At 55.1% G+C, this 18,730-nt stretch carries 12 protein-coding genes; 6 read left to right on the forward strand and 6 right to left on the reverse strand.

Going from position 1 to position 18,730, the window contains the following annotated elements; translation table 11 throughout:
* The first annotated feature begins 88 nt into the window (after positions 1–88).
* Complete coding sequence (gene mdh / locus C4318_06135) at positions 89–1,027, forward strand: malate dehydrogenase (GenBank protein MER3454723.1); 939 nt, start codon at positions 89–91, stop codon at positions 1,025–1,027.
* Positions 1,028–1,099: 72 nt separating this feature from the next.
* Here mdh and C4318_06140 read toward each other — a convergent pair whose 3' ends face one another.
* Positions 1,100–2,929 carry a hypothetical protein gene (locus C4318_06140; protein MER3454724.1) on the reverse strand — a complete coding sequence of 610 codons (1,830 nt, stop codon included), beginning with the start codon at positions 2,927–2,929 and terminating at the stop codon, positions 1,100–1,102.
* 153 nt (positions 2,930–3,082) lie between these two features.
* Here C4318_06140 and C4318_06145 point away from each other — a divergent pair, with 153 nt between their 5' ends.
* Together C4318_06145 and C4318_06150 are read left to right on the forward strand one after the other, a co-directional pair.
* Positions 3,083–3,856, forward strand: a complete 774-nt coding sequence (locus tag C4318_06145) for an enoyl-CoA hydratase (GenBank protein MER3454725.1) — start codon at positions 3,083–3,085, stop codon at positions 3,854–3,856.
* A 40-nt stretch (positions 3,857–3,896) separates the two neighbouring features.
* Complete coding sequence (locus C4318_06150) at positions 3,897–4,817, forward strand: hypothetical protein (GenBank protein ID MER3454726.1); 921 nt, start codon at positions 3,897–3,899, stop codon at positions 4,815–4,817.
* A 137-nt stretch (positions 4,818–4,954) separates the two neighbouring features.
* On the opposite strand, the gene C4318_06155 is transcribed toward C4318_06150, so the two are convergent.
* The 5 genes from C4318_06155 to C4318_06175 form a co-directional block, all read right to left on the reverse strand.
* Positions 4,955–5,953, reverse strand: coding sequence for an NAD-dependent dehydratase (locus tag C4318_06155; protein MER3454727.1), 999 nt, complete (start codon positions 5,951–5,953; stop codon positions 4,955–4,957).
* Positions 5,954–5,961: 8 nt separating this feature from the next.
* Positions 5,962–6,699: a hypothetical protein gene (locus C4318_06160; protein MER3454728.1), complete on the reverse strand. Its 738-nt coding sequence runs from the start codon at positions 6,697–6,699 to the stop codon at positions 5,962–5,964.
* 135 nt (positions 6,700–6,834) lie between these two features.
* Entirely contained in the window at positions 6,835–7,848 is a 1,014-nt protein-coding gene (locus tag C4318_06165; GenBank protein MER3454729.1) for a hypothetical protein, read from the reverse strand.
* 150 nt (positions 7,849–7,998) lie between these two features.
* The gene (locus C4318_06170) at positions 7,999–12,303 is read right to left on the reverse strand and encodes a hypothetical protein (GenBank protein ID MER3454730.1); all 4,305 of its coding nucleotides are present in this window, start codon (positions 12,301–12,303) and stop codon (positions 7,999–8,001) included.
* A gap of 200 nt (positions 12,304–12,503) precedes the next feature.
* Positions 12,504–13,676, reverse strand: a complete 1,173-nt coding sequence (locus C4318_06175; GenBank protein MER3454731.1) for a hypothetical protein — start codon at positions 13,674–13,676, stop codon at positions 12,504–12,506.
* A gap of 91 nt (positions 13,677–13,767) precedes the next feature.
* Here C4318_06175 and C4318_06180 point away from each other — a divergent pair, with 91 nt between their 5' ends.
* From C4318_06180 to C4318_06190, 3 genes are all read left to right on the forward strand, one after another.
* Entirely contained in the window at positions 13,768–16,056 is a 2,289-nt protein-coding gene (locus tag C4318_06180) for a hypothetical protein (protein ID MER3454732.1), read from the forward strand.
* A gap of 448 nt (positions 16,057–16,504) precedes the next feature.
* Positions 16,505–18,061 (forward strand): carboxylesterase, encoded by a 1,557-nt coding sequence (locus C4318_06185; GenBank protein MER3454733.1) that lies wholly within the window; start codon positions 16,505–16,507, stop codon positions 18,059–18,061.
* Positions 18,061–18,699, forward strand: a complete 639-nt coding sequence (locus tag C4318_06190) for a hypothetical protein (protein ID MER3454734.1) — start codon at positions 18,061–18,063, stop codon at positions 18,697–18,699. Before C4318_06185 ends, C4318_06190 begins: the two co-directional genes overlap by 1 nt.
* Positions 18,700–18,730 lie beyond the last annotated feature (31 nt).

Here is an 18,730-nt window from a genome sequence, read left to right on the forward strand (position 1 = left end):
GTGTGCACCCCTTCCTGCTTCTTGGGACTATTAGCGATCTGTAGTTGGAGCACTGTGAATTTAGGTAGGTCGATCAGGGCAAGGTGGTATCGAAATGAAAGCAACGATTATCGGGGCCGGTAAATACGGCTCGACTACGGCACAGCGTCTTGCAGAGCTTGACATAGTTGACGAAGTAGTCATGGTGGACATCGTCGAGGGACTTCCCCAGGGGCTGGCCCTCGACATCATGCAGTCGCGTCCAATCGAGGGCTTTACCACGGTGGTGAGAGGTTCCAACGACTACGGAGCTACGGCAGGTTCTGACATCTGTGTCGTAACGGCCGGGGTTGCCCGGAAACCTGGAATGAGCCGGATGGATCTACTGGAGACGAATGCCAAAATCGTATCCGACGTTGTAAGGCGTTTTGTGGAGTTCAGCCCTGACGCAGTGATTATCGTTGTTTCCAACCCCTTGGACGAGATGACTGCTTTGGCAGCCAAGGTCAGTGGCTTTCCGAAGCAACGAATTATGGGCCAGGCAGGGGTTTTGGACACCGCCAGGATGCGGCATTTCGTCGCCGAAGAGTTCGGCGTGCAACCCTCGGAGGTGGAGGCAATTACGCTGGGATCTCACGGAGATACGATGGTTCCGGTTCCGTCCCAAGTGAGAGTAGCGGGAAAGCCACTTCGTGAGATCGCAACCCCCGAGCAGATCGAAAAGCTGGTAGCCAAGACCAGAGATGCAGGTGCAGAAATTGTAGCCCTCCTTAAGACGGGATCGGCGTACTTCGCTCCCTCCTCGGCTGCAGTGAAGATGGTGAGAGCAGTTGTACAAGACACAAAGGAAGTTCTCCCGGTGTGTGCCTGGGTCGAAGGAGAGTACGGTATCAGCGGTGTGTACCTAGGTGTGCCTGCGAGGTTGGGCCGGGGAGGAGTCGAAGAGATCGTCGAGATTCCCCTAGAAGACACGGAATACGAAGCCCTCCATAAAGCCGCAGAAGCAGTTAGGTCAAAGCAAGCAGACCTGGAGAAGCTCTCGGGGTAGGCCACCCTCAAAGAGTTTTATGACGAGTGGCCCGAGGAGCGGAGGAGAGTCTTTATGACGAAGGAATTCCTGTCATGACTCTGTATCTTCCTGCTTGTCCGCAGGAAGATCCAAGCTAATCACCCCGGTTTTCGAGTCCAGCCGGCTGTACTCCGTGAGCTGTATTTCGCTGGACACGACGGTTTGCACCGAATCAGATCCCAACGATAATCCTTCATGGGGGTCAAGGGCATCGCTTCTTAGGAAGGTTCGAGTTTTATCTGAACGACGATTTTCGGCTGGGTCCGCGGATGGATTTGGCGGCCCCGCAGCAGCAAGGATGTCCTCTCCTTCGTGAAGGACTGCGAGCGCTTCAGACCCTAGACTCTGAGCAAGTTTTTCTCTTTGGGCCCTCAGCTTGATAGCTCTCATTACTTCCTCGGGAATCTCCGGTTCAGAGGAGGGATCTTCGATTCCTGTGTCGATGGCGTCAAGTAACTCTCCCAGGGATGTCTTTCTTGTGATCACCGCTGTTCTTGTGAGGCCGTATAGGATCGACGATGAAAATACGATTATTGCGGCATCGGCTGTGAGGCGAAAGCGGGATGATCCAAATGCCAGTGCCGATAAGACGACAAATCCTGCGAACATGAGATATAGCGGTAGAAATTCTCTCCACCGGTATTGCGATCGCCATGCTGCATAGACGGCGAAAACGAGAAGAGGAAAGTAAAAGGCAATTCCGGCGTACGTGATCCAGGTGGGCCTGCCCCAGCCTTCCTCTAAACGAGCGGTAACATAGGGATCCCAAAAGTCGAGTCCTCTGAGTATCCGAGCGAGCACGACCGAGGGTAAACGTTCTAGGTGTGAACGCATGTACTGAAGCCCTCTGGCCGTAAAGAGGTCGTCGACTATCTTTTCGTTGTGACGGGGATCGCGCACTTCGTAGAGAGTCCGTCGATCGTTGGAGATGCCACCGTAGTACCACGACCCTGTGTAGACCCTGTCGTAGTAGGCAACTCGGTTGTTGGCTCCGGCTATCAGGGTCCCCAGCGAGCTCGAAGGGGCGATTGTTCTAAAGTTCGACCACGTATGGTGGAGCCAGGGTGTGTAGACGACCAGAGCGGCAGCTATCGCGCAGCAGGCCAAAATTGCCCGTCTCGAAATCGACAGCCGCTGGATCGACACCATGACAAAAGAGATCGGTAGGAGGATCCAGGCCGCCCCTTCGGCTCGTGTCAAGGCCAGTGCCCCAACTAGCGCTCCAGCAATCGTCGCCCGGTAGAGCGCGGGCTTTTCTCGCAAAAGCAAGAGAACGTAGACGAGGGTTACAGCTAGAAAAGCAAAGAGGGCCTCGGGGTACAAGACGCCGTCGGCCGCTATAAAAGGAGGATAAACAGCGGCGACGATACCGGCGACAGCAGCGACTCGGGAATTGTAAAGCTTTCTAGTGACCAAGAAAATGGCGACGACCGTGGCCGCACCTATAGAGGACAACAGAACCCTGGCAATCAGCGGATTGCGGTTTGTTAGGGAGTAGGCAGAGGCCAGTGCGACGGTATATAGCGGAGGTCGAAACATCGTGGTTCTTATTTCCACAGCTGTTTCTCCGCGATCGTTGGTGACGGCCCATGGACGAGAGTATCCACCTCCGTCCAGCAATGAGCGAGCGACTTGGTCGTAGTCGTACATGTCTCTCAGCTCTGGAGCGATGAGGTAGTTGCCCAGGTGGAAGTTGTACGCGACACGGAATACAAACGCGAAGCAAAAAAGTAGGATGCATACCCGAACCAGTGGATAGGCCCGCAGGATTTCTTGGGTCTTCTCTACTACGGTGCGGCGGTCGTCCTCCGGACGGGCTACATAGAAGTCGTCGTCTCGAAAGTACCGCTCTTCTAAAGAATCAACGTTGCCTGTTTCCATCCCTGCTCAAGAATATCGTCCGATCTCGGGGCCTGAGAGGTGATCAGCTGAAGCTTTTCTCGAGCTTTTGGCTACAGCGAGTTTGAAATCGAAACCATATTTACAAGCTATGCTTTTACCGCCTTAGGCTCTACATGAACAGGAGGACTTGTAATGGCGCTTGTCGAATCTTCCACCGAAGGTCGAATCCGTATTGTGACAATAAACCGTCCAGACCAACGCAATGCGATAAGTCCCGAGGTCTCCACACAGCTTGAAGCTGCGATCTCCGAGTTCGAAAAAGACAATGATGTCTGGGTGGGAATTATCACCGGCGCCGGTGATAAGGCCTTCTCGGCTGGAGCTGACCTAAAGGCGATAGCTGCCGGAAGAATGCAGGAGATCTGGACGGCCGAAGGTGGGTTCGCGGGGATCACCAAACGATCCAGAACCAAGCCGATCATTGCGGCGGTAAATGGTGATGCGTTGGCGGGAGGGTGTGAGATTGCCCTAGCCTGCGATTTGATTGTAGCTGCCGAGCATGCCCGCTTCGGTCTTCCCGAGGTGCGCAGGAGCCTGATCGCAGCTGCGGGTGGGCTGTTCCGCCTCCCACGGCGGCTTCCACTTTCGGTGGCAATGGAGATGATTCTCACTGGTCTGCCGATATCGGCACGTAGAGCTTACGAGTTGGGTTTGGTAAACCGGGTTGTCCCGGCGGACCAAGTAATGTCGGCGGCCATGGAATTGGCTGGAGCAATTGCAGAGTGTGCACCAGTTGCTGTACGAGAGTCCCGAAGGGTTGTTGTCGAATCGCTTCTAGCTTCCGAGGAGGACCGTGGCTGGGAGTTGTCTGCCAGGGCGACAGCCACGGTGGTCGGTACGGAAGACTTCCTAGAGGGCCCCAGGGCCTTCGTAGAGAAGCGAGAGCCTCGGTGGAAGGGCCGATGACTCAAATTGAGGTTGATTAGGTAGCACATTCCAAACGAGGATGCGTCACCTGATCTGGCACTCGTACTGGTTTTACCGTCGAAAGATCTCGGGCGCACGCCGCATCGACGGTTTAGTACTTGATGTCGGATCTGGGAACTCTCCTTTTCCTCGTGCCGATGTACTCGCAGAGAAGTTTTTGCTGGACGACTCCAATCGCATTTGGGGTCAGAAACCGGTACTGTCGGCGCCGGTGGTCGCCTGCGATGCGGAGGCACTGCCGTTCTCCGACAAAACGTTCGATTTCGTAGTCGCCTCGCATCTGCTTGAACACGTCGACCGTCCCGACAGAGTGATGTTGGAGCTGTCACGTGTGGGTAAGGCAGGGTACATAGAGTGTCCCGACGAAGCCTATGACAAACTGGATTCCCCTCCCTATCACAGGTGGTTTGTTGAGCAGCGCGGCGACCGTCTGGTGTTCAAGCAAAAACAGAACGCGGTTTTTGACGAAGGAATCAAGGCTCTCACCCACGATACGCTGTACAAGGATCGAGGATTCTGGGCGGTCTTTTGGAGAAGATTGGAGCGATTTTTTGTGATGTACCGCTGGGAAGGAAAGATTGACTTTGAGGTCCACTATCTCTCACTCCCCACCGGTGAAAAGGGAACTGCAGAAAGATCTGTTTTCGATGACGAGCAGTGGCTGCTAAAGCACGGGTTCTTGGTCGTCAAGCCCGAGGAAGGGGCACCAAACTCTGGGCTAGTGGATGCAGTTTTCAGGCTCACATGGAGAGCGCTCTCACTGTCGGTTAGAGGAAGAAGGCCGTATCCACGAGTAATTGACTTGGTCGTGTGTCCTGCTGATCGTTCGAAGCTCGATAGATCCGGAGTATCGGAGAACAAGCGAGAAGGTACGTTGGCGTGCGGCGAGTGTGGACGGCTCTTTCCGGTAGTAGAGGGCATACCGCATCTTTTCGTGTGAGAGAATCCAAATGGGGATGTTGTGGTGGCGGCCTTCCTTTCGCCTGCAAGAAGGGATGGGCGGGCGGCTTATGGTGCCACCACCAGATTCGAGGCGAAGCAATCCTTTCCGTGGCCCGACTTTCCTGGAAAGTCGAGCTACAGACAAAGAGCTGACGGAAAAAACGGAGAATCCGGTTTTTTACTCTCGGACTCGTACCATTCGATCGTGCGAACCAGCCCTGCCTCGAAGGAGATTTGCGGCTCCCAACCCAACAGCTCTCTGGCTTTGGAGTTGTCGCAGTACATCCGCCAGATTTCCCGCGGCCTATAGGGAAGCGCACCAACTCTGAGCTCGACCGGGTTTCCCAGGAGTTCCAGCACTGTAGAGGCAACATCTTTCATCGATCGCTCTTGGCCGCAGCCCACGTTGATAACTTCTCCGAGCACCGAGTCATCGGCTTCTGCGGCTTTTATGAATCCGGCGACGATGTCGGAAACGAAGTTGAACTCTCTGGTTTGTACACCTTCGGTGATTTCGACGGGTAGTCCCCGAAGTGCCCTGGCAATAGTTTCAGGGATGATACGATCGGGGCTCTGCATGGGCCCAAAGGCGTTGAACGGTCTTATTGCCACCGTGGGGATGCCGTAGGCGTCCTTGTATATCAAAGCGAGTCGCTCTGCCGCGTACTTTGAGACGCCGTAGGGGGATACAGGGTTGACGGGGCCCGTTTCCCGAAACGGCACGTCCACGTCTCCATAGACCTCGCTGGTGCTGGCATAGACGAGCCTTGTCGGGGGATGGCTCGCGAGTGCCTCCAAAATGTTTCTAGTACCTTCGATGTTGGTGGTTGTGCACTCGGATACCCGATCGAACGAACGGCCCACGTGAGTGAAGGCTCCGAGGTGAAATACGTAGTTAGGTTTTACTCGTTTGACGACGCGAGCCACGGCGTAACTATCGGTCAAATCAGCGTCCTCTAGCCGAATTTTTCCTGTGAGGTCGGCGAGTCGAGGAGGGTACAGAGCGGATACGTCGGACACCAACGCAACGACGTCAGAGCCGAGATCCATGAGAGCTCGCGTCAAATGTGACCCGATAAATCCCGCCGCCCCTGTTACCAAGACCGTGCTTTCTTTGAGGGACCTTGCGCTCATTTAGATTCCTAGACCCGAGAAGCAGATCGTATCGATTTTCTGATCTGAAGAAGCTCTTTGAGTATGGATGGGAGGTCTTTTAACATCGACAGTTTACTGTCGGGATCGTTTTCCCAGTGAATGGGGACCTCAAGCACCGTTATTCCTAGCATTGCTGCTTTTCCCAGTATCTCTGCATCGAAAAGCCATCCTTTAGTGGTCTGGCTTGAGAAGAGTATCTCGGCGACGTCAGAGCGAAACCACTTGAAGCCACAAAAAATATCGCGGGGAAGCTTTGGGACGATCGCACGCGTGACGCTCAGACAAACCTGTCCAGCCAGTCGTCGTGGCAGCGACTGTGGCCGTACAACTGAGGCACCCGACGCTAACCTAGATCCAACTATGATTCCGAACTCCTCTTCTCTAGCGAGTTTCCAAAATCTTGGGATTTCGTCAGGGGGCGTCGAAAGGTCGGCATCAATGAAAAACCGCCAGTCACCATTAGCCTCCAGCATTCCGCGCCTTACGGAAAACCCCTTCCCCTCGTTCCTCGAGTTCACAAGCACACGGACTTTGGTGCCAGGCGGACATATTTCGCGAGCAATTGAGGCTGTGTGGTCCGGGCTGGCGTTGTCTACGATGATGATTTCGTTAGTCTCTCCCACGCTTCCCAGTGCTTTCGACACTTCCTCGATGGCGGTCGCAATCTTGTGCGCCTCGTTGAAAGTCGGGATGATAGCTGTGATGCGTGGATGTTCAGAGGACATACTTGCGAGTTCCGGTCAGCTTGGATCTTCAGTCCTTCTTGAGCCGAGGCGAGCTAGCGAGCATCGCAGCTTCGATCGGTCGCGTAGAAGCTAGCACTGGAGCCTGAACACTTTCCCTCGAGCCAGAGGCACAGTTCAGGTAGTGGAACCTTCTTGTTTGATCGGTCTTGCCTTGACGACACCTCTAGCATGTAGACCTTTGCGGCTCGGAAGAAACGAGACCAATACCGGCTCGTCGTTAGGGTCGCCAGCTGGATCGAGCGGAAGCACTCGATAACGCCAGTCAACCGCAGCGACCACGCAAGCAGTAGCCAAAAGCCCGATTGCTATTCCAGCTACCGAGTGTGCAAGCATCTGCTTTAGGGCATAAGAGGAGTCGATATTGCCTTTGAGATCGATACCCTGGATCACCATGATCAAGGGTATCGAGGCTACTACCACCGCTGTAATCCCTAGTAGTTCTCGGGAGTCTACTTTTCTCCACAGTAAAACGAGTAGCAGAGGCACGAAGAAAACCCCCCAAATGTCGGCGAAAAAGTAGGCGACCGCGACTGCAATGCCAATCAGTATCGCAACCCCGATAGGATGAACTTTTCCAGGCTCTCGCGCTCTGGTTGGCAGGTTCGTGGGTCGAGCAAGTGCTACGGGTAATCCTTCGCGGGGAGGACGCCGCGTACCACGAGGCGGTCTCATGCCTGGGGGAGGCATGCGTCGGCCAGGAAGCTCGGGTGCAGCCCGGCGACGCCGTGGAGCTCTTTCCGAAGGCTCGACACCGGCTCCGGTCTTTGAGGCAGTTGTCGGCGTATCTTCGGACCTAGCCGGCGCTGCGGGGGGAGCTATAGGAGGAGAAGGTTGACCCGGAGATGCTGGTGGTACTTGGGGAGCGACAGGGAGAGTTGGCGGTACGGGTGAAGCCTCGGGCACGCGAGGTTGTACCGCGCCCCTCTTGGTCATTCGCCGCTGCTCGTCGGGGATCGTGGCGCGAATTCGATCCGCGAGACGCTTCCTGGCGAGCGCGCGTTGCTCGGCAGGAGAAAGCGTGGCCTGCTCTTCTGGAGTGAGAAGTTGCTTCTCCTCCTCCGAGCTAGGTTCTCTCTCTGCCGGGTGGGGCTGCCCCCCGGGCTCTTGACCGCTGCCGTTTTCCGTCATGAGATCCTCCAGTTCTTAGCAAAACTTCGTTGCCTGAAAGACTTGTTGCAAAAATTATTTTTCGCAGCAAACTGCGAGACGCCTCGCTTGAATTCTCATCTTTGCTACTAGGGTCGTACAGCCTCTGACGTGACCTGAGCCCTCTCCTCCTTATCCCCGCTGCTGCGGAGGTAGTCCAGAATCTTCGGCAGAATCCTGCATATCGTGATTACTACTGCTCGACGACGGCCCCGACTCTGAAGTAGGGGGTGGCTCCGGAGCCGATTCTCGATTCGGCAGCGGCCTCGTATCCAAATACTCTCCTCTGTCATGTGGAGGAACAGGGCCCGGAGGTGGCACAGGACCCGGACCTGGGCGAGGGCCACGCGGAGGGCCACCTGGGCGAGGGCCACGTCTTACAGTCGCCGCAAGTAATGCTCTTCGCCGCGCTGCTTCTACCCAGCGAATTTGGAGCAGCACAAAGATGGAAACGAGCAGCGTGAAAGCCGTGACAGCGATTCCAACGAAAATCAACTGTTGTGGGCGATACTCAAGGTGGATCGTGTAGCTGCCGGTCTGCTTGATCCGCCAGGCATTTGCGTATCCGTTTATAAGCTTTGGTTCTTGGGGTTCGATGGGAACTGAGGTCCCGTCGCTACGCACAATTCTTCCCCGCCAGCCTGGATTGATGTTTTCCCCGAGGATCAGGTAGTAGGGGTCATCGGTGGCACCAGACACCTTGAGATCCCAGCTATAGCGTCCGTGGTTCGTCACCTCAATGAGCGGTAGGTTGCGTCTCGTAGTTGGTGGTGGCTGAGTTATCGACGTCAGAGAGACTCGGTCGATTAGGAGAACTCCAGAAGGTGACGTAAGGAGCATGTGGTCTCCGCGTCCGAGAGTGATAGACGCAGCCGCGTTACATGGCACCCCTCGGACAGTTCGGAGGCTCAGCAAGTCGTCCACTTTGGCGGCAGCCCGGAAACGCACCTGCTGTCCGTCGACCCATATTGTGGAATCTGGAACTACGCTGGCCCCCTTGGTTCGGATTTCATCTTCGCTCGGCGCAGGGCCCAATGCCTCACAAGGTGTAACGACCTCGGCGTCATCTGCAGGGACAGCATTGGTGAGCCCTGGAATTCCCAGCTCTGCAACTGCAGTCGGCATGAGGATTGCCTTGGGATCTCCCCGTACAGGAGAGGTGTCGGCAGTAAAGCGCTCTCTGATCTTGTCGATCGTGAACGTGATTGACGTCGTGGTGACGGGTGCGTCTAGAACTCGCTTGTAGTGCTGTAGTCCAAGCTTGTCTTGAGGAGGCGCCTCGAAGGAAAACGTCTTTTGCTGTCCGTTGGAGAAACTTACTGTCGCTTCCTCAATGCCCGAATGGAGCTCGTCTTCTTTGAACACGAAGTCGAACTCCGATATTTGGGTGGGAGCGGAAAGATCAATGTTGATCGACTCTCCGACCATCTTCGAGCCAATAGCTGGCTGCCAGTATGTCTCGGTATTGCCGTCGACCGCGGACATTGCACGATACTTGGGCATTCCTAGCCACCTTGAAGAAGACGCGGCTTTTGATATTGGACCTTTCACTCCCAACAACGCGTCGACGGTTGGATCGGGTGTTGCAGGCGATAGACTAACTCCGGCAAGGGGTGCAAAGACCCTCTGCCCTGGTACGTAAAAGACCCGTGCAAGTTGGGCTTCTTCATCGGAGCGCATGAAGTCGCCGGGTTGATTCTTAGCACGCTGAAACACGTACCCAAGGTTGAGAGGGGCAAATGCGGAATCTCCGCCGGGAGCTCGCCTGAAGACGTCATCTGGGGTTCTGAGAAGTTCAAGAGGGTAGATGCCAGGGATGTCGATCTCGGCAATTCCTACCGGGGGAAGATAACGAGCGTTGCGCCCAGTAGCACTTATCCCGTCGATTCTAAAGCGTAGGCGTTGAGTATCCACAGGTTGGCCCAGAGAGAAAGTCTGTGGACCATTGGTAGGCTGCAGATCGAGGGGTATTTCTCTTCCAGAATCCGGGATCACGGTGAGCCGCGTAATATTGCGGCCATCTTCTTGGAACTTGAGGTAGATGGTGAGTTGGTCGACAGTACGCCTGTCGTCGAAGGTGATCTCTAACTGGGCACCAACGGGATTGCCGAGACCCCCTACCATCCAGGCTGTGTTGAGGTTGCGATCGAAGGCCATGGCCGGACGGTTCTCTGGAAGCTCGTACCAGAATGATCCATAACTGGAGGCTCTGATCGATTTCACCCCCCTGAACTCCGCGACCGTTTGTTTTCTAGGAGCCTCGACTTCGTCGAAGACTGTCCAGTTGCGATCGGCAACGCCTCCACGACGAAGTTCCTCCCCCTCTGCGAGGGTATAGGAGTAGTTGTTTTTGATTACTCCGAACTGCCATGCCCGGCGTCTATTCGAATCTGTGATGATCACGCTGGGCTGGGAATTGAGCGTTTCTTGTAGTTGGGTCGAGGTTTGCGAGGCAGAGAGGAAGAAGGGGGGGTTGTCATCCAGGTACCCAAAAGCGGAGAGCGTCAATACTCCGAAGTTGTCGCCGGAGATTAGCAGGGGTTGCTCTACACGCTCGGCCCTTACGATCGGAAGGGGATCTGGCACAATGAAGTACTCAAGAGGCGCGAGCTTTGCCTCAACTTCTGGGTATCCGAAGTCTTGAGAACGGAGCTGAGAGCGGTCGGTCGTCGGAGACCACTGTCCAGGCTCTCCGAATTTCCCCCCTCCGGGACCAGGGACTAATCCTTGACGCCCCAGCATGTCTATGACCACAGCAGGTCTGGGGGTGTCCCAACGCGCCCAGTCAAGGTCGTGCCTCACTATTACATCACCGGCTCCCAAGTAGCGCGCTATTGGGAGAAGCGTATTGGGCTCCAAGGTGCCTTGCTGGATGGCGCCATCCAGCGCACCGGTCAGGTTAGCTCCGTACGGTGATCCATAAGGGACGAGCGTCCTCAGCAGAGTCGGCCGCTTGATCATCGATTGATTGATGTCGTCGAGGGTGACTCCCCACTGATAGTAAGCGAAGGGTTGGCCCGGAAACATGAGAAGCCGATAAGACTGCTGTTTGGCACCGGTTCCGGTCGGTTGCTCTTTGCGGATCTGAGATTCCGTCAACATGAAGCCGTTTATGCGCTTCGCTGCTTCCTTCCAGTACTCAGGGATCCCGTGTTTGACCGACATGTTGGGGTCCCACGCTCTGAACGTCCAGTATCCGTAGGTGTTTACGACGACGAGGGCGAGTACGATGGCAATAGGAATGTAAGGTTGCCATCCCGGCTTCACGCCCCTTACTTCGCGTGTCTCGGCAATGCGTTTCTGGACGGACTCGACGCCAGCGGCAAGCAGTGCCGCAAAAGCCAATGCCAGCATGGGAGCAGCTTTGTACGTGTTGCGGAAGGCCATCGCCGGCTGCCAGTGGTCGTAAAGGTAATTGAGCAGCCTGCCATATGGACTTGGCTTCTGAGGCGGAAACACTCCAACCATCAGTAGGACAGAGGCGACCATGAGCATTCCAAAGTAGATGCGGTATCGCCATCGGATGAGCCATGCCGAGATCAGTGCGAGGACGGGGACGGCAAAGGTGGTGATAACCAAGACCGGATTGGACAGGTAGGACAATGCCCCCCTATACCACGGCCCAAAACGGTCACCCCCGTAGAAGAACCAAAATCCGAAAAGGCGAATGCTCTCCGAAAAACTGGACGTGAGATTGGTGAAGTACGCTGGCTCGGTAAAGGTGAGGATGTTGAGAGCCAGCTTGCCTTGAATGAGGAGAGGCACTAGCCACCATATTGAAAGCAGTCCCATCAACACTAGGCACTTGGCAGCGTAGAGAAGAGCTGTGCGGAAGGTCGAAGTACGCAGTACGTACACGTGGTAGAGGAAGTACAGCACGGGGGCTACAAGCACGAAGATCGTCGATGCCGCGTTCAGTCCAGTCATTAAGAAGAACGCCAGTCCCACCAGCATCGGATATTTCCAGCCCCGAGGTCGCCACATCCCTTTGATGAAGAAGTTGAGAAGCCACGGGAGCATCACATAAGGCAGCAGCATGCCGCTCGTGCGAGGGAGCCACATCATTACGTACGGGTTGAACATGTAAAAGATGGCCGCCACCCAATGAAGCGACGTGCGTCGCTTTCCTCGCAAAGTATCCATTAGGCATACAACGCCCCATCCTGCTATAAGCAAGAGGAGGGACTGCCACAGGCGCTGGGATATCCAAGTCGGAATACCGATGACGCTCGTCAAGTAGAAAAACGTTCCCATTGGGAAGACGTATGAGATCGCTTGGTGGGGAATGAATCCCAGGTAAGTCCCCGGATCCCACCCGGATATAACTCTTTGCATAAAGAACAGCGGATCGACGTACAGATCGAACTTCGTGTCTGGAACAACAGCGCCCGGAAGCTGCGTGAACATGGCGAAACCGGCTATGACGAAAAGCCACACCGGCAACGGGATCTTCGACCAAGTAAATGGTTCTCGTACCCGCCTTACCGGCACGGCTCCAACGCGAGCTGGCCTCAGCGGCGGGCGTTCCGGCCTCTCACGCCTTTGAGGCTCTTGCCGCTGGGGCACTGCAGATTTTGGCGCTTCTGGCTCCTGTATTGGACTTGCCACAAAAACCCCCGGAATCGTGCTGAGAAAGTTTATAACGAACTGCCCAAGCTTTCAGAGGAACCGTGGAGTCTCCCCGCGGAAGCTCGGGTCAGGACATCGAGTGTCTTTTTGGCAGCGTCTCCCCATGTGAAGGAGAGTGCCCTGCGCGCGGCTGCTTGTGCCATGGCACGCCGCAGGTGCATGTCGTCCAGCAAACGGACACAGCGCTCCATAAACTCTGTACGACTCGTGCACACAAATCCTGTTCTCTCAGAGATCACTGACTCTTGCAAACCTGACTTACCAAGGGCGACTGTTGGACAGCCCATTGCTGCTGCCTCCATAGTCGAAATCCCCCATCCCTCTATATCCGATGCCGTTACGGCGATCCAAGCTGAGGCCAGCAACTCCAACTTGGTGTGGTTGTCCACAAAACCTGTAAAGGACACCTGTCGCTCGACGCCTAGTTGTCGAACTAGAGACTGTAGCCGACATTTGTCATCACCATCACCTACGACCATTAGCCGAAGAGAAGATCGGGCCCGAAGGAGGGGCGAAAGAAGCTCAAGAAGCAGGTCTACTCGCTTGTAGCGCTTTAGGCGCCCGAGGTATACCAAGGTCGGGATTTCTGACTTGAAGTCGATATTACCCTCTAGGATTGCTGCTTCGTACTTGTCGAAGGGCGGTTCGACAGCGTGGTCGGTTCCATTGTGAACGACCTCAATGTGGGCTTCCGGAATCCCCAGCTGCACGAGTTCACGCTTAGAGGTTTCCGATACCGTAAGGAAAGGCAGGTGCCGGTAAGCAGCGGGCATCACCTTGGCCTCCAAGAACTTTCCGAAAACGCGCGCAACACCCTTGAATTCCATCTCGTATTGTTGCTGGCAGACGTGGTGGACCATGACGACCGTGGGTTTGCGCGTAACAAGCTTTGACATCCAAGGGACACCGTTAACGACCTCTAGAACCACATCTGCTTGCCTAGCCGCTCCCTGGATGAGTTGAGCAGCCACGGCAAAATACACGGTGTACTTGGAGCCTAGCCGCTTAATTCGTAAGCGGTCACTTGTCTCCGTTTGCACCGCTCCAGGGTAAGACACGGTGAGGATGTCTACTCGATGGCCCCACTCGATCCAGTATTCGACTTGCTTTCGAAGGTTGATACCAGCCCCACCGCCTTGTGGGTGTGCCCAGTCTCTGTCGCAGATCACTAAGATTCTCATCTGACTCCCGAGCCGTGGTTCCGAGACTGTACAGGCAACTCCGCCGGTATCGATCACCTGAGCGGATAGAAGTTTTGCCTTAGGAGGCTATGTGACTGTGCAAAAGGAGAATGCCACAGGCCATCCTCGGAACTCGATGCCAAAGTTGCCCTGGACTCAAAAAATCTTTTTACCAAAAGGGTTGCTGGCGGCGGCTCCTGCTGTTGTTTACGCCATCGTATCTGCTGTAGTACTCCGCCCGCTCCTTCAAAAGCGGGGCTATCCGTTTTCATTTGATATGTCATTCGGGCCTCATATGAAGGTTCCTCCTGAGGCTTACGGTTTGGGATCTGAGTTCGGAAGGCGCCTCCCCGATTTCATCTGGATCTCACTGATATCTCGGGTAATCCCTGCAGAGTTCGTGGCAAAAGGGGTGTTGCTTCTAATTCCGTTTGCGGCAGGTACGACTGGGTACTGGGCATCACGAAGATTGCTGGGTAGAGCTGGACTAACTACTGGCGGCGCCATTTATGCAGGACTGCTCTACGAACTGAATCCTTTCGTCTACCAGCGTTTCCTCGCCGGCCACTGGCACATCCTGTTAGGTTACGCGTTTTTTCCAACGATCCTTGTGGCTGCTATGGAGCTGGTGATGTCAGAAGCGGGCTCGGGCAGGCAAAAACATGCCGAGCCCGAAAAGCCAAAAAGTAAGCACCGTTGCTCTGCGTTGTGGCCTGTCACTTTATCCTCGGCCATTCTGGGGATTACCAGCTTTGCGGTTTCGGTTATGGGACTTCTCGCTCTGTTGCTAGCAATTGGTGTGGCAGGCGCGAGCAGATGGACGAATGGGCGCGGGGAGAGGGAAGGCGGCAAAAAAGAATGGGGCGGATGGAAGGGCTGGAGCGCGAGCCTTCGACCCAAGGCCGTTCTGAGCGTTGCTGCTGCGGCAGTGTGGTCGTCCGCCAACGCCACGTGGATAATCCCAGCGCTCTTGAAGTCAGGTAAACGGGCGGAGTTTTCCGACCTGGATTGGCGGGCATTTTTGGTGAGGGGACACGATCAGTGGGAGGCATTCCTCAATGTCGTGCGGCTAGTCGGCTTTTACAGACAGGACTTTTTTCCTCCGACTCTTTCGAGGCTTTCGGGGTGGCTCGCGTCTGCTGCTGTGGTAGCGTTCTTTATCGCAGGGCTCGTGGTCGTATACAGACATGACCCTCGACTTTTTGCGTTTGCACTATTATCTCCGGTGACTTTTTTGTTTCTAGCTCTAGGCGAAAGGGCTCCGCTTGTGGGCCCTTTACTCGGGTGGGTATATCCAAGAATCCCTGGATGGCAGATCTTTAGGGAATCTCAGAAGCTTCTGGTGCCGGTGTGCTTTTTTTACGCTGCTCTAGGCGGGCTCGGTGTCTCGAGGATCGCATCTTTTTGGGCGACGAGTGACTCTGGTACAAAAGCTGGGTCGAGCCCGGAATTTTCCAGTGGTGTGGGGCGGCTTTCGGGACGTCTGTCGCCGGAGGGTTTGGCGCTGCTATTGGCCGCTCTCACGATTCCGGTAGCGCTCTCGGCGGACCTTTTTTTCGGGCTCCGAGGCAGTATCTCGGTGTCGCCTTACCCATCAGGGTGGTATGAGGCGGCGGAAGCACTGCCTTCTGGAGACGGAAAGCTGCTTGTTTTTCCGTGGCATCAGCACCTCCCATTTGACTTCACCGGAGGGCGAACGAATGTCAACCCTGTTCAAGACTTCTTCCCCAAAGAAGTGCTTCAGTCCACCAGAGCCGAGTTTCCTGGCTTTGTCCTCGGAGTGTCTGATCCGGTCGATTCCTACGTGCGCGATTTCATTGCCTCAGGGCCGGTATTGAGCGACACTGCATCGGCCCTTCGTCCGTTGGGGGTTGACTCTGTGGTAGTCCTGAAGACGGCCGACTGGTTAGCGTACGAGTTCTTAGAGCGGAAGGCAGGAATCACCAAAATCATCGACAACCACGACCTTCGTCTCTACGTCGTAAATGGGTCGGGAGGGTCGGTATCGGCATTCCGACCTACTTCCGAATTGCCGCGAGTTCAGGAATCTACAGGGGTTGCAAGCGACGACCCAGAGCTGTTGTCCGCCGGGTGCCAAGCGAATCCCGACGAAAAAGTCTCCAAGGAAACCCCTTTTTCTTACAGAGTGCCGGGACCGGGATGTTGGGTAGTTCCCCAGCCATTCGATGCTGGCTGGCGGGCGAGAGGTGTGGTCGGAGAGGTGTGGTCTGGGGCTGCAGTCGGTGTTTTTGTGGAGAGAGAAAGCAGAGTGGTGTTTGTGCCCGCGTTTTTTGCGCTTGGTGGCCACTTAGTCACAGCGACGACCATCATCGCGTCGCTCGCTGTTTTATTAGGACGAAGAAGGCAGCGCGCTTTGTAACGAGCTCTTCCGCAAGCCATTGGGTCGTGCTAAACTAGCGAAAGCCTAATCTGTCCGAGTACGTGGGGATTGCGGACATGACATTCAATCCGATAGCACAGAGGCTTATAAGGTTTGCAGTAGCGGTGATGCTGCTGCTAGCTCTGACTATTGGTACGGTTACAGCGTTAGCCCAGTCGCCTTCGCCGTCACCTTCACCAACAGAGACCAGTACGATCTACGGAATCCCCTGTATTCCTGGGATTCCAATCCCAGGCTGTCCGGACTGAGTTACCCGGTTCGTCTATTTTGGCTACACTTTTTTTGTAGTGAGCCCGACGCGTTATTTCTCCGTGACAGCAGGTGCGGTGTCGGCGAATTATAAGGGTGAGCGAGTACTGTTTCTCCGGGCGATGATCGCGGTTCTTTCGTTTACTTCCACTCACTAACTGAACTCCCAGAGGCGGCTATGAATGCAAGCGTTGTACTCGATTCACCAGCAGGTCCCGTTGTGGGGCAGGAACGTGGTGGGGTGCTCATGTTCCGAGGCATTCCCTATGCGCTGCCGCCTATTGGAAGGTTGAGGTTTGCGCCGACGGCTCGGCTGGAGGAGCTTCCCTTGACGGACGGCCGGCCTTTCGATGCCACTAGGCTCGCCCCTGCAGCTCCTCAAAATACTTTTTTCGGGGGGATAGAGCTGCCGGGACTTTCGGTGCGAGAAACCGCCGAGGACTGCTTGTATTTGAACGTGTGGACTCCCTCGTTGGAGGGGAAGCTTCATCCAGTAATGGTCTGGATCCATGGCGGCGGATTTACCACCGGATCGGGCTCCCTTCCTTTATACAAAGGCCAAAGGCTCGCGCTAGAACACGGCGTTGTGGTGGTAACAATCAATTATCGCCTCGGGATCCTTGGCTTTTTACACCTAGGTGTGCGCTATCCACAGGCATTTCCAAACTGCTTCAACTTGGGCCTTCGCGACCAGGTATTGGCACTCCAGTGGGTGAGAGAGAATATCGCCGCGTTTGGAGGTGATCCGAACAATGTGACGGTTTTTGGCGAATCGGCCGGCGCAATGAGCATCGGCACCCTTATGGGGGTCGAAGAAGCTGACGGCCTATACCACAAAGCGATCTTGCAGAGCGGAGCATCTCACTTCGTCACCTCTCCCGATGTTGCAGCTCGAGTCTGTGAGAAGGTTTTGTTTGAGTTGGATATCTCCGAGAGAGACCTCGGTGTTTTTTACCAGCTAGATGTGGACGAAATCCTAAAAGCCCAGTTGATATTAGAATTGCCGGCCGCAGGAACTACCCCGCAATCTGTCGCGCATGATGGGGCTTTTCTGTCTTTTGTGCCCACTATAGATGGCGACTTTCTCGAGTGCGAGCCGCTCGAGAGGATCCACAACGGAAATGTCCCCAATGTGCCCCTCCTAGTGGGATCCAATCTCGAAGAGTTCAAGTTGTTCGCGCAGAGAGATCCGGCTATGGGATCGCTCACCAAAGAGCATGTTGTTTCCAGAGTACGGCAGCTTATACCCTCGGACCCTTCCGCAGCCGAAGAGGTCTACGCTGCTTATGAGCGAGCTGCTAAGACACGGGGTGCTTCCACGGATCCGAATGATTTATGGCTAGCAATCGCGGCCGACGCTATCTTTCGCATTCCAGCTATAAGGCTTGCCGAAGCTTCCATAGCGACGGGGAGGAAGGCTTGGGTTTACCTATTTGCGTGGAAAACCCCGCTTCTGGGTGCTGCTCACGGGCTCGATGTACCGTTTGTTTTCGGAAATTTGGGTGGAAAGGCTGCCGAGCCCTTTGTCGGCCCCATCGACAAAGCCGAAAGGCTTTCTCTAGCGATGCGAAAAGCGTGGACATCATTCGCTATGGAGGGCACACCGAAATGTGGGAGCGAGATTGAGTGGCCTCCTTACGATCAAGAGCGGTGTGTGATGGTCTTCGATGAAGTCCTGAGGGTTGAGAAAGATCCTTTTTCAGAGGAGCGACGCGTTTGGGATGGTCTTCTCTGATGGCTAGGATCACCGCCGGCATATTCGATTTCTCGGGAGTTATGACGACAAGCCCGTTGGATGGCGTTTACGATTACGAGCATTCTTTGGGACTGTCAAAGGGCCGCCTCTTGTCATTGATAATTGGCGACCATAACTCGGATGGTGACGATCCATGGCATCGGCTCGAAAGAGGTGAAATTCCGGGTACGGAGTTCTGGGAGCAGTTGCGAGAAAGAGCTGCCAAAGAGCTTGGAGTCGAGATCGCTCTGGATGAACTGGCGAGGTCGTTTCTCAAGGGATACAAGCCGAGACCGCGCATGGTCGAACTAGTAAGAGGGCTAAGAGGTCGGATCCGCACCGGGCTCCTCACGAACAACATCAAGGAGTTCGGTGGTTTTTGGCGGGCGATGATTCCGGTCGAAGAAATCTTTGACGAGGTTATCGACTCGTCGGAAGTGGGACTGAGAAAGCCGGATCCGCGGGTCTATGTCCTCGCCTTAGAGAGGCTCGGAGCCAGCCCGGAAGAAACCTTCTTCGTTGATGATTTCGAGGCCAATGTAAAAGCTGCGAAAGACGTCGGCCTCACCGGAATCACTTTTACCGACGAAGATTCTGTCATTGCTGAGATAGAAAGACTTGTCGGCCCTAAAGTGTAAGAGATTGCCGGAGCCAACGCTTAAATTGGTG

Source organism: Acidimicrobiia bacterium (assembly GCA_040289475.1).
GTDB lineage: Bacteria > Actinomycetota > Acidimicrobiia > ATN3 > PSLF01 > PSLF01.

Coding starts and splice junctions, on each gene's coding strand:
- C4318_06145 (MER3454725.1), top strand. CDS start 3,083: ATGGCGCTTGTCGAATCTTCCACCGAAGGTCGAATCCGTATTGTGACA.
- C4318_06175 (MER3454731.1), bottom strand. CDS start 13,676: ATGAGAATCTTAGTGATCTGCGACAGAGACTGGGCACACCCACAAGGC.
- C4318_06150 (MER3454726.1), top strand. CDS start 3,897: ATGCGTCACCTGATCTGGCACTCGTACTGGTTTTACCGTCGAAAGATC.
- C4318_06160 (MER3454728.1), bottom strand. CDS start 6,699: ATGTCCTCTGAACATCCACGCATCACAGCTATCATCCCGACTTTCAAC.
- C4318_06155 (MER3454727.1), bottom strand. CDS start 5,953: ATGAGCGCAAGGTCCCTCAAAGAAAGCACGGTCTTGGTAACAGGGGCG.
- C4318_06165 (MER3454729.1), bottom strand. CDS start 7,848: ATGACGGAAAACGGCAGCGGTCAAGAGCCCGGGGGGCAGCCCCACCCG.
- C4318_06140 (MER3454724.1), bottom strand. CDS start 2,929: ATGGAAACAGGCAACGTTGATTCTTTAGAAGAGCGGTACTTTCGAGAC.
- C4318_06190 (MER3454734.1), top strand. CDS start 18,061: ATGGCTAGGATCACCGCCGGCATATTCGATTTCTCGGGAGTTATGACG.
- C4318_06185 (MER3454733.1), top strand. CDS start 16,505: ATGAATGCAAGCGTTGTACTCGATTCACCAGCAGGTCCCGTTGTGGGG.